We start from the raw sequence: 16,577 nt of genomic DNA, 5'->3' as shown, positions 1-16,577 counted from the left end.
TGAGAGTAAGTGCCTGTGAAGCGCCCAAAGGGTTGGTTTAAAAGCGATTTATACTGCGTTATTGATTTTAACAATAGAACCACTATTACATGCAATCAATGCCTTGCCTAAATCGCTTTTAATTCCAACTGAAACTCGCATCTTGAGGTGGTTTGGGTATACGGAATCATTTACGACGAGCAAAGCCTGCTAGGGCTAATAAATATAGCATCCACGCAAGACTCCCGCCTGAGCTACTACCATCATTGTCTGAAGAGTTATCTTCATCAATTAGCGTGTTCTCTTTTGGTGATAAAGAAGCAGACGAATTCGGATCATCATCAATCACAGTCACACTGTTAATGTAAAATAAGTTTTCACCACTGAAACCTGATGTTGTATCTGGGCACTGCTCTTCATTAAGATTTACTACTGGGATTTCTCCACAATGAACTAAAGAGGTGATTTGTTCTAAAACATCCATACTCTGTACAGTTACTTCACCAAAAACAGTAAAGCCACCATTTTGTAAGTCGAGGTTAGCGCTGTTATCTTTTAAATTGAAAAACCACTGACTTGTCGCACTATTAGCATTACCACCAAGCTTGGCCATTGCAATGGTACCTTTAACATTCGACAGCTCTGGCTCATTGGTAATAACGTCAGCAGTTTCTATCGCCTCAAAATCAGTATCAAACTTAAAACCACCACCTTGCAATACAAAGTTATCAACTGAGCGATGGATAACCGTACCGTCGTAGCTGCCATCTGCAACATAGTTTAAAAAGTTTTCAACGGTAATAGGTGTGTGTTGATCATAAAGGTGAACAGTAATACTGCCCAGATCTGTCTGCATTTCAACAATAGTAGCATTGGCTGTAAAACAGCTAGCCAATAAAGCAGTTGCAAGTAGATGTTTTTTCATTGTTTATCTTTCCTGATAATTTTTATTATATAACTGCAAGAAGCTTAAACAAAATAGACAGACGCTTAAATAGCAAACAAAACAGTTACACAAAACGCGCCAAAGCAATTACATCTCAGTTACATTAATTTACACCATGTATTCATTATGGTTATAAAAAATTTAAAGAATAAATCAAAATCGTCTTATCAAATAGGCTCAGTTTGTTAGTATCTGCACGACAACAATGAACACACAGGAATGAACCATGGCGAATGAAGAGAACGCAATATGCGATTTTGGCCTACACCAAGGTGAGCCTTATAGTAAGTTACCCGCTAGTTTTTTAAATTGGATGGTCGGCAATAATCATCAAAAGTCTCATTACGCAGAACAAGAACTACAACGCAGACAACTTGCCGCAACAGGACAACTAAATACAGAAAATAGCGACAAAAGTTTATAAAAGACATTTAATTTAAACTTAAGTCGTTTAAACTAAGCGCATAATTAACCTACTGCTCTATTCAGGCAAACAATTATGCGCTTTTTTTTACTAACATCGCTACTGGTTACCCTAACCGCATGTAGCTCCTCTTCTAATAATACTGATTCAGCCCAATATTTAACTCTGCTTCATACTAATGATAACCATGGTCGTTTTTGGCATAACGAACAAGGTGAATATGGCATGGCTGCTCGTAAGACTTTAATTGATCGACTAAAAGCCGAAGCCAAAGCACAAGGTCATGCTGTTTTACTGCTTTCTGGTGGTGATATCAATACGGGTATTCCAGAGTCTGACTTACAACACGCGGAACCAGATTTTAAAGGTATGTCGTTAATTGGTTATGATGCCATGGCAATTGGTAACCATGAGTTTGATAATCCACTGGCAGTACTTGATCAACAACAAAATTGGTCAAACTTCCCTTTTTTATCAGCCAATATCATCGATAAAACAACTGGTGAAACTCGTTACCAAGGCTATAAAATCTTTGAAAAGAATGGGCTTAAAATTGCTGTAATAGGCTTAACTACCACAGATACCGCTAAAATCGGTAACCCGCAATATATCGGTGGCCTAGAATTTAAAGACCCTACAGACGTTACTGCAAAGTTAGCTCCAGAAATTGATAAACAGTACAACCCAGATATTACCATCGCTGTTACTCACATGGGTCACTATGTTGATGCTAACTTTGGTATTAACGCACCCGGTGATGTGACTATGGCGCGCAATTTACCAAAAGGGATGCTTGATATTATTGTTGGCGGTCATTCACAAGAGCCTGTGTGTATGAAAGAAGCCAATGTTGCTGACAAAAGCTTTATGCCAGGTAAAGAGTGTAAGCCTGACCAACAAAATGGTACTTGGATCATGCAAGCCCATGAGTGGGGTAAATATGTTGGTAAAGCTGAATTCAAATTAGAAAACGATGAATTAACTTTGCTCAATTACTCACTTATTCCTGTAAATCTTTATATCGATGATGAAAACGGTAATAAAAAGCTAGCGGCTGAGTACATTGAACCAAACAAAAACTTACAAGACATCCTTGCGGTTTATCAGCAAAAAGGCGCAGCACAAATTGCTGGTAAAATAGGTAACGTGGATGCAAAACTTGAAGGTGATCGCAATAAAGTACGCTATGAGCAAGTAAACTTAGCACGCGTTATTATTGCTGCACAAATGCAGTCAGTGGGTGCTGATTTTGGTTTGATAAGCGGTGGCGGTATTCGCGATAGCATTCAAGCAGGCGATGTAAGTTATAAAGATATTTTAAAAGTTCATCCTTTTAAAAACCGTATCACCTATATTGATATGACAGGCCAAGAGCTATTTGACTACTTACAAGTTGTTACTTCTTTCCCACCTGATTCAGGTGCCTACTTACAATATTATAAGCTAAGCTTTAAACGCATTAACGACACTTTATCTGATGTTAAAATTGCTGGAAAGCCACTTGATATGGCTAAAACTTATCGCATGAGCATTAACAGCTATAATGCCTCTGGTGGTGATGGCTATCCTACTCTTACCAATAAAAAAGGCTTTGTGAGTACAGATGATACAGATGCACAGGCATTAAAACGTTTCTTTGAGCAAAATAGTCCTGTTAAAGCGGCTGATTACGCCCCTAAATAAAGACTACTTAAATAGAAAAAGGGAAGCCAGTGACTTCCCTTTTTACTTTTAAACTAGATTACTTCCCAATGACTTCAATATCGGCAATCTCGATCGCTTTCAATCCGTAATGATGTAATCGAGAACGGGAGCCTTCACCATGGGCCTTAGGTGGATAATAGGTTTCTTTTATCTCAGGCTGCTCTTGCCAAACTTCATCAAGTGCAGCCCGAATTTCACTTAATGTTTTTTCTAAACTATTGGTAAAGTTTGGGCGCTTACGTATCGTGTGACCAAGCTCTACTAACCGGTAAAAATACTTGTTTGCTAAAGTCAGTAATTCTTCTGGTACATCTTTATTTTGATTAAGCACTACATCTGGATGTTCAATACAAAACTCAACCAATGCAAGGTAAAAGCAGAGCGGTTTATTAGCAAGCGCCACTGTTTTATCAACAGCACAGCTAGCGGCCAAGGTTTTATTTTGAAGATCGACTATCAATTTAGGCTTTTCTTCTGCCTGAACAGCAACTTCTGGTTCGTGTTTAGCTATTTGGATTTTAGTGCGTTCACTTATAAATAATAAATAAGTAAATGCAGCTGCAAATAAACACACCAAAATAAACACTGCGATATCATCTTTAGCAAATAAAGACGATGCCACAACAAAGCTAACCGTTAATGACTTTTGTGGTGCATGCAATTGCTTAGTGATTAAATCTGCACGAGCAGGATAATCAGAGATCCCCTCAATGGAGTAAACCATCACGCCTGAGTCAGCTAATTGTGCATTAAGACGCGCGATATAATTGAGTACCATATCTTTACTACCTGAATGCTTTAAAAAATCATCAGGTAAATTTAAATGGTTTAAATCAAGGGCAATGCGGTTTTCAACTTTTGCTAGAGTCAGGGCATCATTAGTTGTTGTCTTATAAGCTTTTGCTGTAATAAAGCTGGCAAATAAAACCAAGCAACAGCTAATAAATACTGCCCCATAAGCAAGTTTTACTCTAATTGGCAGCATTGCTATCCCCTACTTTCATTGTTTGCTGAGTCGACTCACATTCCCAAAAAGACTCAACATGATTAAAGTAATGAGAATTTTGATTGTGTGCCAATTGGGTTAACTGCGCTTGAACTGCACATAAAAGGTCGGTGTTTTCATCCTGCATTTTTAAATACCAACGACTACCACTTATATTGTCGCGTATAGGAGTAATGTAGTTTTTAGAAAAACGTTGCTGGTCGCTGTCTTGCCAATAAGAAGAAATTAAATCGACCTTACCACTTGCAAGAAGCTCTCTTAATTCAGTATGGGAACTTGCGTAAGTGATGTTTAGATTTTCTAGGTTGATATCTAATTTTTTAAATAATTGTTTAGGGAGAATGTGTCCAGAGCGGCTCGTTGGGTAATCAAGCAAACCAATACGTTTATCTAAAAAGTAGCTTTTTTCAATGCGTGGCTTTTCTTTACTAGAAATTAAATAAGCAGTGTAGTCAGGAAAGCCAACAACTGCTTGGTAGTTATAGGTTGACTCGGCCATAAAGGCATTAATCAAGTTTTCTTTAGCCAGGATCAAATCTGCAATCCCTTTACCTAAAAACTCAATTGTGTCTGAAGTTTTATAACCCCAATAAGAGGTGACCTTGCCGTATTGTTTACTAATGATGTCATCAGCGCACAAAGTTTTAGCTACATCCTCAGCCAATACTTTGCCTGATGAATACACCACCAACTCGTTAAGGTTAACCTCTGACTTAGTATCACATTGAAAAGACGTTTCAATAAATGCATCTATATCAGATACAGCCGGTTTGCCCTGCAAAATTCCGATATAAAAAAACAAAATAACTGCTAGAAACAAAAATGTAACAATCGACGATTTTTTTATTAGTATTGTTCTTAAATTCAATTTTAATAGCCAACAACGCTCCGTTGTCTCTATTTGAACAATTATTCTTACTTATTACAACAAGTAATTTTACCTGAATATTTTAAGTTATTGATAAATAACATATATGAACAAGAAATTATGAATCTTATTGAGTCCTTTCTATTTGCTTTTAAATTCAGGAAAATATGCATCAAGAAATCGTGCTTCAGGGCACATTCATTTTTGGACACTGAGTCAATGTTACAAAAAACAATAAAAATGTTGCTGTTATCAACACCAGTTATTTCTGCGGTGTTAAGTAACCCTGCTAATGCATGGGGTCAGAATGGTCACCGTATTATTGGTGAAATTGCATCTAAGCATATTACAGACACCACCAAGCAAGCATTAGTTCCTTTACTTGATGGTGATTCTTTACCACAGGTAGCAACGTGGGCTGATGAAATGCGTTCTGCTCCAGAAAAATTCTGGCAAAAGAAATCTTCGCGCTGGCATTACATTAACTTTAAAGAAGGTGAAGCCAAACCTCATTACGACTCAAATACCCACCATAATAAAGAAACCGTGTCAGATATCCTCGAAGGCATGGAATATTCAATCTCAGTATTACAAAACCAAAAAGCTTCTTTAGGTGAAAAACAGTTCGCTCTGCGCTTTTTAGTTCACCTCGTTGGCGATAGCCATCAACCTTTTCATGCCGGTCGCGGTGAAGATCGTGGCGGCAACAATATTTCTGTCACATTCTTCGGTCAAGATACCAATTTACATAGCTTGTGGGACACGAAACTCATTGAAAATGAAAATTTGTCCTATACTGAGTTTGCGCAATTTATAAATACAACAAATCAAGCGTTAATAACGGACTATCTTTCCGGTTCTCCTAGCGATTGGTTAATCGAATCTAATAACATTGCAAACTCTCTGTATAAAGAAAATGAAACAAACGTAAGTTATAGTTATATCTATAAAAACTTACCGATTGTTAAAACTCGCCTACAACAAGGCGGGATAAGATTGGCAGGTTTATTAAATAACTTATTTGATAAATCAGCAAAACCGTTAGTAAAGGCACTTAAGATGCCAACTGACAGCAAACTATAAATGAAACATAACCTCTAACACGGGAAATAACATAATGAAAATCCAACTCCGCAAAACAGCTCTATCACTTGCTATTGCAGCATGTGTTGGTGTGAGTGGTGCAGCGTTAGCAAATGAAACAACATCTGCTATCAAGGGTCAAATCAAAGGTCCTAGCGGCAACCCTGCTGCAGGCACTAAGATTACTATCGTTCACTTACCTTCAGGTTCAACTAAAGAAACTGAAACGAACGATGCGGGTTACTTCACAGCAAAAGGCCTACGTGTAGGTGGTCCTTACCGCGTTGTTGTAGATTCTGACGTATTCGCAGATCAAACATTCAACAACATCAACCTACAAGTTGGTGCTGACTACCCAGTTAATGTTACGTTAGAGAGACAATCTGATGTAGAACAAATCGTAGTTACTGGTCGTCCAATCAGCCGTATGTCTGGTGGTACAGGCCCAGCTGCAACGTTCACACTTGAAGATTTAGAAAACCAACCAGCTATCAACCGTGATTTAAAAGATATCGTTCGTATCGACCCACGTGTAACAATTGATGATAGCCGTGGTTCAATCAACTGTGGTGGTGGTAACCCACGCTTTAACAGCTTAACGCTAGACGGCGTTCGTATGAACGATAACTTCGGTCTAAGCTCTAATGGTTACCCGACAATTCGTACTCCTTTCTCTTTTGATTCAATCGAACAGGTTGCAGTTGAGCTAGCACCTTTTGATGTTCAATACGGTGGTTTCACATCGTGTAACATCAATGCGGTTTCTAAATCAGGTGGTAACGAAGTGCACGGTGGTGTGTTCTTTGATTACACAAATGATTCAATGAAAGGCGACAAAATTGAAGGAAAAGATGCGGATCCTGGTGATTACACCGAAAAGCGTTATGGCTTCAATGTTGGGTTACCACTAATCAAAGATAACCTTTTCTTATTTACCTCGTATGAGAAACTTGAAGGCGTAGAACAATATAATTATGGCGCATTAGATACAGGTAGTGTATCTGCTTCAGATTTAGCAAGAATCCAACAGATTTCTCAAGATGTATACGGTTATAATGCTGGTACTACACCATCAAGCCAACCAGTTGAAGATGAAAAAATCTTAATTAAGTTAGACTGGAACATCAACGATGATCACCGTGCCAACCTAATTTATAACTATAACGACGGTAATAGTTTTAAGCAATCAGACACGGGTAGTACACGCTTATCCTTAGATAGTCACTTCTTTGAAGAAAGCGCTGAGTACACATCAATCATCGGTTCACTTTACTCAGATTGGACCGATAACTTATCAACTGAAATTCGTTTAGGTAAATCAGAAGTTGATAAAACTGTACAATCACTTGATGCAGCAAGTAGCTTTGGTGAAATGCAAATTGATGCAACAGATGGTGGTACAGTATATATCGGTCCAGATGACTCTCGTCAATCAAACGACCTAGATTACGAAACGACGACAGCTAAATTTGCTGCAACATACTACCTTGATCAGCACACGATCACAGGTGGTTACGAGTATGAAGAAATCGAAGTTTTCAACCAATTCGTACAACACACCCAAGGTGAGTGGCGTTTTGATTCTATTGATGATTTTGAAAATGGTTTAGCTTCAGCTATTTTCTACAACAACGCAGCAGGCACAAATGATCCTACTGATGCAGCTGCAAACTTCGCCTATGCTCAACATACATTCTATGTGCAAGATGAGTACAGTTTCACTGATTTAGATGCAACATTAACGTTTGGTCTTCGTTACGACAAATACACAAGTGACGACAAACCTAACTACAATGAAAACTTTACAAACCGTTACAAGTTCAGCAACCAAGCAACATTTGATGGCATTGACCTACTACAACCACGTGTTGGCTTTGAATGGTACGCAACAGATGCATTAGAAGTACGTGCAGGTGTAGGCCTATTCTCTGGTGGTAACCCGAATGTTTGGCTATCTAACTCATACTCAAACGACGGTATTACAAATATTGGAACTAGACGTTTTGGTGTAGATTTATTTAATACACCAAACGTTAACGGTGGTACACCAGGTTTTGAAGTACCACAAGAAATGTATGATGAAGTTGCACAAACAACCATTGGTGCAGGTGACTCTTCAGTAAATGCTGTTGATCCTAACTTTGAAATGCCATCTGAGTGGAAATACTCAATTGGTGCAACATACACAACTGAAGATGAGTATGTATTCTCTTTAGATTACTTACTAAGCAAGCGTAAAGACGCAGCAATTGTTCAAGACATCGCACTTCGCGATTCTGGTAATACTACATTTGATGGGCGTCCAATTCTTGAGTCTATCGAAGGTCGTGATGGTGATTTACTACTTACCAACGTTGATGGTAGCAACGGTGAATCTCATGTTATCTCTGCTGCGATGAGCAAACGCTTTGATAATGGTATTAGCGTACAACTTGCTTATGCTTACACTGACTCAACAGATGTTAACCCTATGACTAGCTCGGTAGCGAGCTCAAACTACGGTAACATGGCGACCTACGATCCGACAAACCCAGGTGCACACACATCTGATTACGAGATCCCTCATCGCTTTACTATGACATTAGGTTACACAACTGAATTGTTTGATGGTTATAACACACGTTTCAACCTATTTAGCGAAACATACAAAGGCCTACCTTACAGCTATACATATAACGGTAGCGACAGTGTTTGGGGAGATAGCAATTCAAACCGTAGCCGTCAGTTAATGTATATCCCTGAGGTGAATGACCCTAACGTTGTTTACGACATGACTCCTGAGGAAGTAACTGAGTTCAATGAGTGGATTTCTGCTCAAGGCCTTGAACGCGGCGAAATCGTTGGCCGTAACAGCGAAAATGCAGATTGGTTCACTAAAGTTAACTTCAAGATGACTCAAGAGTTACCTGGTTTCATGCCTGGTCACAAAGGTGAAGTATTCTTCGTTATCGATAACCTAACAAATATGTTAAACGATGACTGGGGCGTACTTAAGAAAGGTAGCTTTGTTGGTAACCGTATGATTAAAACATCAATCGATGACCAAGGTCGTTATGTATACTCAGACTTCAACCCTAACAATGGTAAAACTGCTACACAAAGCGGTGCATCAGTTTGGGAAATGCGTGTAGGTGTACGTTACACATTCTAATAACGAGTTAACCTTGTTATAAAACAAAAGCCCGCCCCTACTGGCGGGCTTTTTACGTTTTAGAGAAGTTAACGAGTTGCTAGTTGCGAGAGTAAAGCTACTAGGGGAAAGTTAGCAAGAGTAAAGCTTCAAGAGTAAAGTTAGAAAGTTGCAAGGTAGCAGCGGTTTTACATCGCGTTCTAGTGCCTAGAGCCTAGAGCCTAAAGCCTAATACCTGATAAATCTTCTCGTAGGACTGGCTTTAGCAGGGAATGGTTGTAGTAACGAGATACGAGATAAGAGTTACGAGAGTAAAGCTTCAAGAGGAAAGTTAGCAAGTTGCTAGGTAGCAGATTTTACTCGTGTCTGATGGCTGACAGCTGAGGGCTGAAAGCTTTCTAAAAAATGCAGGCCATTTAGACCTGCACAGATATTTTTATTTAAGCTGCGTAAACCGCAAGTGGGTGTGTAGTATTGATAGATACATGCACTGCATCACCTGGGCGTACCATCACTTCATGGCTTACACGGCTTGTCACCACGGTATCGCATGCCAGTTTAACAGCACATAAACGACTGCCACCTTCGTAGCGCACCCATGTCACTTTACCATTGCTAGTAGCTGCATTTTGAATAAGGTGAATATCATCAGGGCGAAGTAATACATCAACTTTTGCAGTATCATGATCAACCCTAATAGCTGGTGCATTACCTAAATCAGTGGTGGCAATATCACCTTCACAATTACCGGCAATGAAACTTGCTTCACCTAAAAAACGCGCAACAAAGCGATTGCTTGGTAAGCTAAAACAGCGTTCAGGGGTATCGATTTGCTGAATAATGCCTTCTTTAAGTACACCAACACGGTCACCTACAGATAAGGCTTCTTCTTGGTCATGGGTTACCCAAATAGCAGGTACACCAGCATCTTTTAATGCATTACGAATATCCCAACGAAGGGTATCTTTTAAAGCTGCATCTAAGTTTGATAAAGGCTCGTCAAGTAATACGAAGTCAGGTTCGTGAGCCAGTGTACGCGCAAGTGCTACACGCTGCTTTTGACCACCTGATAAGGTAGCGGGCTTTTTATCACGAAATGCTTCAAGACCCAGCAACTTAATCCAATGATCAGCTTTTGAGGTATCGGTTAATCTAAAGCAAATATTTTGCTGCACTGTTAAGTGCGGGAATAACGCAAAATCTTGAAAGACCATACCCACTTTTCGTTTTTCTGGTGGTACTTTTAATTTGGGTGTTGCACGCCATGAGCCTAAATTAATTTCGCCTTCGCTGATAGGAATAAGCCCAGCTAACGCTTGTAAAATAGTACTTTTACCACAGCCAGTTGGACCAACTAGCATGAGGATCTCACTTTCCCCAAGTGATAAGTTAAGTTCACTTACCACACGATTGCTACCATAATCGATAGACAGCTTACTAACTGATAGCATTAAACTGATCCTTAATGTTCTAATTGACTGCGCTTTTCGCCTGAGAGCATTATAGCTAAGCCACATGCTGATATCACTACTAACAAGAGCCCAGGAATGGCAGCACGACCGAAATAACCGGCTTCATAAACACGCCATAAATAAGTTGATAGGGTTTCAAACCCTGTTGGACCAAGTAATAAGGTCGCTTCAAGCTCTCGCATTGATTCTAAAAATACCAAGGCTGCACCAGCAATGATACCGCGTAGTGTTAAAGGCAAGGTAATACGCATAAATGCTTCACGAGGGCTGGCACCTAATACGCGTGCTGATTTGATTAAACTCGAATCTAAGTGTTCAGTGCTGGTACGTACAGAGCCAACTGCCAGCGGTAAAAAGCGTAGCACGTAGGCAATCACTAATAATGCCAGAGTTTGGTATAAAAGCGGTAATTGCAGGCCACCATAAACAAGTGCAGTACCCATCACTATACCTGGAATACCAAATCCGAAATAAGTGACTCGTTCCATAATGCGCCCTACTTTACCGCTTAAGGCAGCATGTGCTACGGGCACAGCAACCACAACAGCGACAATAGCCGCAATGCCAGATGCATAAGCAGAATTCCAAGCAATGCTGAAATCAAAATCAGCAATTCCATCACGGGCAAGCCACAGGGTAAAAATGGCTAACGGCAAACAAATAGCCAATAATAAAACTGGTAGAAAAGTCACCAGCATGGCTAACTTTTGACCGTTTGATGGAAATAACATTAGCGGTCTACCGTGGCGCTCAGAAGCTGTTTTAATTTGTGATTCGATGAACAGTAAAAAGCCTACTATCACCATTAATTGTAACGATAACATCGCTGCACGACTTAACCCAAAGGCGTTGTATTCAACATAGATCACGCGAGTAAAGGTATCTAAGCGCATCATCGCCGGTGTACCAAAATCTGATAAGGTATAAAGCGCAACCAGTAATGAGCCCGCCGCAATACCGTTTATTACACGCGGTAATATGACTTTAAACACACTCATTGGCATCGACATACCTAAAGTGCGAGCCGCGTTTACCATGCTGGCATCAAGGCTCAGTAAAGACGAACGCGTTGTAAGCATTACAAACGGAAACGTATAAAGCGTCATTACAATGGCAGCACCCGTTAAGCCATACATAGGCGGTGTTTCAAAGCCTAGCAGCTGATTTATCTCACCGCCGGGGCCAAATGCTGCATATAAAGTAAACGCGCCAATATAACTTGGAATAGCAAGTGGAGCTGCAAACAAAACAAGCCAAAGCTTTTTAAAAGGAAGTTGAACATAGGCACTAATAAACGCCAGAGGCACGCCAATTAAAATAGAGCCTAAAACAGTTAACACCATAAGTGATAAAGTGTTACCAAGAATTTTTAAATTGTGACTATCAAAAACAGCCGTCGCATCACTGGCTAAAGTGATCAGAATATAAACTGGCACTAACGCCAAAAGCGCTGCAAGCAGCGCCATGGGATAAGAAGCAGGTATGCGCATTATAAAACACCGCTACTGCGCATAAGGTCGAGTGTTGGCCTTAAATCTGCCAATTGAGTTAAATCGATTTTCGGCGGTGACACATCCGCTAAGGCTGGTAATCCTGCCGGCTGATCAATACCTTGGATCAATGGAATTTCGTAGGCTTCACGTGCTAAGTAGCTTTGTACTTCTGAGCTTAGTAAGTAGCGCATAAAGTTCATTGCGTTCGGGTTATCTGTCAGCGATAACACACCTGATGCATTAACTAAACAACCGGCATCTTGATTGGTAAAAGCAAGATCAAGGTTTGCATCTGGTTTACCTGATTTAAGACGTAAGGTGTAATAATGGTTTGCAAAACCAATATCAACTTCACCACGTTCAACGGCCATCACTACGCCAAGCTCGCCGGCATAGGTTTTCGAACGTTTTTGAACTTTCTTAAGCCATTTAGCCGTTTTATCTTCACCTTCAAGAATACGCATTGCCGTGACAAATGATTGGAAAGAAGCATAAGCCGGTGCCCAACCAATTGATAAATCGCTATCGGCAATAGCCATTATGCTATCTGGGATCTGATCTTTTGATAAACGATTAGTGTTGTAAGGTAATGTACGAATACGACCTGTCACTGGTGCCCAGCCCGGATAGCGAAACTGCGGTTGTAATTGCGCTTCTAAATCAGATGGTAAAGCTTTAGCTAAACCTGCATCCGTTACTAAGCCAATCGCACCTGAATCAACGGCCCAAAATAAATCAGCACGTTTAACACCCGCTTTCGCTTCAGCCACAATCATGTTGGCAAGCGCAGCAGTTGGGCCACGGCGAATTGATAAATTAAGTTTAGGGTTTTTCTTTTGGATTGATTGCAGTACGTTTTCGTACAAACCACCTTCACCACGGCCTAAATATAAGGTTAAGTCACCCTCTAGGGCGGGTAAGTCTTTCACTGAAATTGGGCTTGCAGCAGAGGCTGCAAAGGCACGAGAAAGAGGTAGCGGCATTGCGCCCACCACCCCAAACGCAGCCAGGCCTTGAATAAAGGTCCTACGCTTCACTAAAATACATCCTTACGTGCTTTTTCGGCTTCTTCTAGTAACACCTTAGCGCGATCTAGTTTTTCTTGCATATCAACAACCACTGCACGTACATGGTCAACAGACCCTTTGTCAGAAATAGCTTTAGGCAGGGTTACGTTAAAATCTTTTTCGAGAACTTCTACTAACTTCGCATCTTTTTCGATAAGTGTACCTTCAACACCTTCGAATAAGTGAAGGTAAGTATCGTGTACAATTTGGGTTGCTTCATCGCTTAAACGTTCTGCGTATTTTGCAACAACACGGTCTAATTTATGTTTGATCTCATCGATAGTAGCGCTTTGCGTCATTGTTTCAGAAGCAGTTGCTTTTACAGCTTTTAATAAGCCTTTTTGCTGGAAGTCGGCAGCAAGTTTAACAGCTCCAAGACCCTGCCACAAGGCAGCATTTAAGGCCTTTTGGTGCTTACGTACTTCGCTTGCTGGTTTTTTGTCATCAATGGCCATTTTGATACCATAAATGCCTTGCCAGATTGATGCATAAACCGGCACATAATTCGTTTCAATCGCACTGTGAAACTTTACTGATTCCCAGTATTCAATTAAATCATCGCTTTTAACTGCTTTTGCGCCTTTTGTTTCATAATCGGTAACCATGGTGTCAACTTTACCGATCATCCACTCAACGTCTTCTGAGTAATCTTTTAAATTTTCTTTAAGATGATTAACGTGCTCACCAATTGGGCCATTTGCCAATACAGGTTGGGCAATAAAAGTAGATGCTAATACTAGGCTAAGACCTAGTGTTTTAACGGTGTTTAACGCTAATTTCATAGGGGGGACATCCAAGTTTCTAATTGTAAATGATAGCCATTATCATATACGTATCGATTGTCTAAATCAATTGCTATAAAGCCTTGATTACAGAATTACACATTTTTATTTAAGTGATTGGAAAGCTTACTAAGAGTGTTCATAAATTGTTTAAGTTCTTGGCTATCTAAGTCACTCACTAAACCTGCTTGCCACGCATTTGCTAATGGCACAATTTGCTCATGCAAACGGTTCCCATCAACGGATAGTGATAACAAACTTGCGCGTTTATCCTTAGGGTTTTCTTTGGCTATTATAAGGTTTCTGGTCAATAGCGACTTTACTGCACGAGACACCGTTGATTTATCCATTTGTGCCATATCACATAATTCTTTGGCAGTGCGCTCGCCATATTGGGCCAAATTCGCAATTATCCGCCATTGTGGCACGGTTAAATCGAACTGCTGTTGATATAGCTCACTAAACTGCTCACTCATTTGCATTGCAATATTGGTTAATGAATAAGGTAAGAACTGTTTTAAATCGAGCGTTGTTTGCTTATCTGTCGTCATGGCTGCACTACTGTCAAATAATATTTACACATGTAAATTCAATGTAGTTTGAATTTAGTCTCACATGAGAGTATCTTACCTAAAACCTTTCAGGAGTCTAGTGATGAATAACGAATTACAATATATGACAGGCTTTGGTAATGAATTTGAAACCGAAGCATTACCCGGTGCATTACCTATCGGTCAATTCAGCCCGCAAAAAGTTAAATACGATTTATATGCTGAGCAGTTCAGCACAACGGCATTTACAGCGCCTCGTGCTGATAACCGTCGTACTTGGTTTTACCGCATTCGCCCGTCAGTAATACAAGGTGATTACACGCCAATTGATAATGGCCTTATTCGCACTGCTCCTATTACAGAAGTGCCAACACCCCCGACAATGCTACGTTGGGATCCAATCGAAATTCCAGCACAGCCAACTGATTTTATAGATGGTTTAGTCACTATGGCTGCCAACGGCAGTGCCAATGCACAAACAGGTATTGGTATTCATATTTATGTCGCTAATAAATCAATGCTACAGCGTTACTTTTATAATGCTGATGGTGAAATGTTATTTGTGCCGCAACAAGGTGAGCTATTACTTAGAACTGAGTGCGGGCAACTAACCGTTCGTGCAGGAGAAATTGCCGTAATTCCTCGTGGCATTAAGTTCGCAGTTGATTTGCTCACTGATACAGCCCGTGGCTACATCTGTGAAAACTATGGCCATGCCTATATTTTACCAGAGCGCGGCCCAGTGGGTGCCAATGGTTATGCCAATGACCGTGACTTCCACTACCCTGTAGCGGCTTTTGAAGATGTAGAAGGTGATTTCGAACTCGTAGCTAAATTCAATGGCAATATGTTCCGTTGTGATATTGGCCACTCGCCATTAGATGTGGTTGCTTGGACGGGTAACAGTGCACCTTACAAGTATGACCTTGCTCGATTCAATGTTATGAATACAGTAAGTTACGATCACCCAGATCCTTCAATCTTTACTGTATTAACATCACCATCGGGTACTGAAGGTGTCGCTAATATCGATTTTGCTATCTTCCCTCCACGTTGGATGGTGGCTGAGAACACATTCCGCCCACCTTATTACCACCGTAATATTATGAGTGAGTTTATGGGCTTAATCGAAGGTGTGTACGATGCCAAAGAGCATGGCTTTGTACCAGGTGGTTCTAGCTTACATAACTGTATGTCGCCACATGGTCCAGAAGCAGATGTATTCGAAAAAGCATCAAATGCTGAGCTTGAACCACAACGCTACGAAAACACTTTGGCATTTATGTTCGAATCGCGTTACGTTATATCACCAACTAAATATGCCCTTGAAGGTAAAGAGCGTCAGCCTAATTACACTGACTGTTGGCGCACTATTAAAAAACATTTCACAGGTAACCAGGACATATAATGAAACTTTATAGCTATTTTCGTTCATCAGCTGCATACAGAGTTCGCATTGCGCTTAATTTAAAGAACATTGATCACGAGTTAGTAACGGTTAATTTATTAAAATCAGAGCAACAAAGTGACGAGTACCTAGCTAAAAACCCACAAGGGTTATTGCCAGCACTTGAAACTGATCAAGGTGTACTTGCGCAATCGCTGGCTATTTTAGAGTGGTTAGAAGAAACTCATCCAGAAACGCCTCTTTTAACGGGTGATGCATGGCAAAAAGCTCAGATCCGTAATTTATGTTATGCCGTAGCGTGCGATATCCACCCTATCGATAATTTGCGTGTATTAAAGTACTTGGCTAACGATCTTGGTGTTGATGAAGAAGCAAAAACGACCTGGTATAAGCATTGGGTAGAAGTTGGCTTTGAGAGTATTGAAAAGCTACTTAATGAAGCGAATACTTTTTGTGTGGGCAACAAACCAACGCTTGCTGATGTGTGCTTAGTGCCGCAAGTATTTAATGCCTTGCGCTTTAAAGTTGATATGACCAAGTACCCTAAAATTGCTGCGGTATATGAGCAATGTAATAAGCTTGATGCCTTTATTGATGCTGCACCACAAAATCAGCCAGATGCAATTTAAGCTTTAAGATTTGTAGTTAAAAAGGCCCGAACACT

At 40.3% G+C, this 16,577-nt stretch carries 15 protein-coding genes; 7 read left to right on the top strand and 8 right to left on the bottom strand.

Annotated features, from left to right (window positions below; translation table 11 throughout):
- Nucleotides 1-166 precede the first annotated feature (166 nt).
- Nucleotides 167-874, bottom strand: a complete 708-nt coding sequence (locus AN394_RS14590; protein ID WP_408003013.1) for a peptidylprolyl isomerase — start codon at nt 872-874, stop codon at nt 167-169.
- On the opposite strand from AN394_RS14590, the gene AN394_RS22525 reads away from it, so the two are divergent.
- From AN394_RS22525 to ushA, 3 genes are all read left to right on the top strand, one after another.
- Nucleotides 852-920 carry a hypothetical protein gene (locus AN394_RS22525; protein ID WP_350338400.1) on the top strand — a complete coding sequence of 23 codons (69 nt, stop codon included), beginning with the start codon at nt 852-854 and terminating at the stop codon, nt 918-920. The two genes, AN394_RS14590 and AN394_RS22525, sit on opposite strands and share 23 nt — an antisense overlap.
- Nucleotides 921-1,151: 231 nt before the next feature.
- The gene (locus tag AN394_RS14585) at nt 1,152-1,349 is read left to right on the top strand and encodes a hypothetical protein (protein WP_054563072.1); all 198 of its coding nucleotides are present in this window, start codon (nt 1,152-1,154) and stop codon (nt 1,347-1,349) included.
- A 75-nt stretch (nt 1,350-1,424) separates the two neighbouring features.
- Entirely contained in the window at nt 1,425-3,032 is a 1,608-nt protein-coding gene (ushA, locus tag AN394_RS14580) for a bifunctional UDP-sugar hydrolase/5'-nucleotidase UshA (RefSeq protein WP_054563071.1), read from the top strand.
- A gap of 58 nt (nt 3,033-3,090) precedes the next feature.
- Here ushA and AN394_RS14575 read toward each other — a convergent pair whose 3' ends face one another.
- A complete protein-coding gene (locus AN394_RS14575) occupies nt 3,091-4,038 on the bottom strand; it encodes a hypothetical protein (protein WP_054563070.1) in 948 nt (315 codons plus the stop codon).
- Complete coding sequence (locus tag AN394_RS14570) at nt 4,025-4,927, bottom strand: hypothetical protein (RefSeq protein ID WP_054563069.1); 903 nt, start codon at nt 4,925-4,927, stop codon at nt 4,025-4,027. Before AN394_RS14570 ends, AN394_RS14575 begins: the two co-directional genes overlap by 14 nt.
- A gap of 219 nt (nt 4,928-5,146) precedes the next feature.
- On the opposite strand from AN394_RS14570, the gene AN394_RS14565 reads away from it, so the two are divergent.
- Together AN394_RS14565 and AN394_RS14560 are read left to right on the top strand one after the other, a co-directional pair.
- Nucleotides 5,147-6,010 carry a S1/P1 nuclease gene (locus AN394_RS14565; protein ID WP_054563068.1) on the top strand — a complete coding sequence of 288 codons (864 nt, stop codon included), beginning with the start codon at nt 5,147-5,149 and terminating at the stop codon, nt 6,008-6,010.
- Between the two features lie 34 nt (nt 6,011-6,044).
- On the top strand, nt 6,045-9,161 hold the full coding sequence (locus tag AN394_RS14560) for a TonB-dependent receptor (protein ID WP_054563067.1): 3,117 nt from the start codon (nt 6,045-6,047) through the stop codon (nt 9,159-9,161).
- A 419-nt stretch (nt 9,162-9,580) separates the two neighbouring features.
- On the opposite strand, the gene AN394_RS14555 is transcribed toward AN394_RS14560, so the two are convergent.
- The 5 genes from AN394_RS14555 to AN394_RS14535 all read right to left on the bottom strand — a co-directional run bounded on the left by AN394_RS14555 (nt 9,581) and on the right by AN394_RS14535 (nt 14,505).
- Nucleotides 9,581-10,591, bottom strand: a complete 1,011-nt coding sequence (locus tag AN394_RS14555; protein ID WP_054563066.1) for an ABC transporter ATP-binding protein — start codon at nt 10,589-10,591, stop codon at nt 9,581-9,583.
- 11 nt (nt 10,592-10,602) lie between these two features.
- On the bottom strand, nt 10,603-12,102 hold the full coding sequence (locus AN394_RS14550) for an iron ABC transporter permease (RefSeq protein ID WP_054563065.1): 1,500 nt from the start codon (nt 12,100-12,102) through the stop codon (nt 10,603-10,605).
- Nucleotides 12,102-13,142, bottom strand: a complete 1,041-nt coding sequence (locus AN394_RS14545) for an extracellular solute-binding protein (protein ID WP_055021864.1) — start codon at nt 13,140-13,142, stop codon at nt 12,102-12,104. Before AN394_RS14545 ends, AN394_RS14550 begins: the two co-directional genes overlap by 1 nt.
- Nucleotides 13,142-13,954 (bottom strand): hypothetical protein, encoded by an 813-nt coding sequence (locus AN394_RS14540; protein WP_055021863.1) that lies wholly within the window; start codon nt 13,952-13,954, stop codon nt 13,142-13,144. The genes AN394_RS14545 and AN394_RS14540 overlap by 1 nt, the downstream gene beginning before the upstream one ends.
- Before the next feature lie 95 nt (nt 13,955-14,049).
- Nucleotides 14,050-14,505: a MarR family winged helix-turn-helix transcriptional regulator gene (locus AN394_RS14535; RefSeq protein ID WP_055021862.1), complete on the bottom strand. Its 456-nt coding sequence runs from the start codon at nt 14,503-14,505 to the stop codon at nt 14,050-14,052.
- A 103-nt stretch (nt 14,506-14,608) separates the two neighbouring features.
- Here AN394_RS14535 and hmgA point away from each other — a divergent pair, with 103 nt between their 5' ends.
- Both hmgA and maiA read left to right on the top strand, forming a co-directional pair.
- Nucleotides 14,609-15,913, top strand: a complete 1,305-nt coding sequence (gene hmgA / locus AN394_RS14530; RefSeq protein ID WP_054563061.1) for a homogentisate 1,2-dioxygenase — start codon at nt 14,609-14,611, stop codon at nt 15,911-15,913.
- Nucleotides 15,913-16,542 (top strand): maleylacetoacetate isomerase, encoded by a 630-nt coding sequence (maiA, locus tag AN394_RS14525; RefSeq protein ID WP_054563060.1) that lies wholly within the window; start codon nt 15,913-15,915, stop codon nt 16,540-16,542. Before hmgA ends, maiA begins: the two co-directional genes overlap by 1 nt.
- Nucleotides 16,543-16,577 lie beyond the last annotated feature (35 nt).

The sequence above is a fragment of the Pseudoalteromonas sp. P1-26 genome (assembly GCF_001401795.1).
In the GTDB taxonomy this organism is placed as follows: Bacteria; Pseudomonadota; Gammaproteobacteria; order Enterobacterales; family Alteromonadaceae; genus Pseudoalteromonas.
The sequence above is the reverse complement of the archived record's forward strand: the minus strand, read 5'-3'. Positions and strand labels throughout refer to the sequence as shown.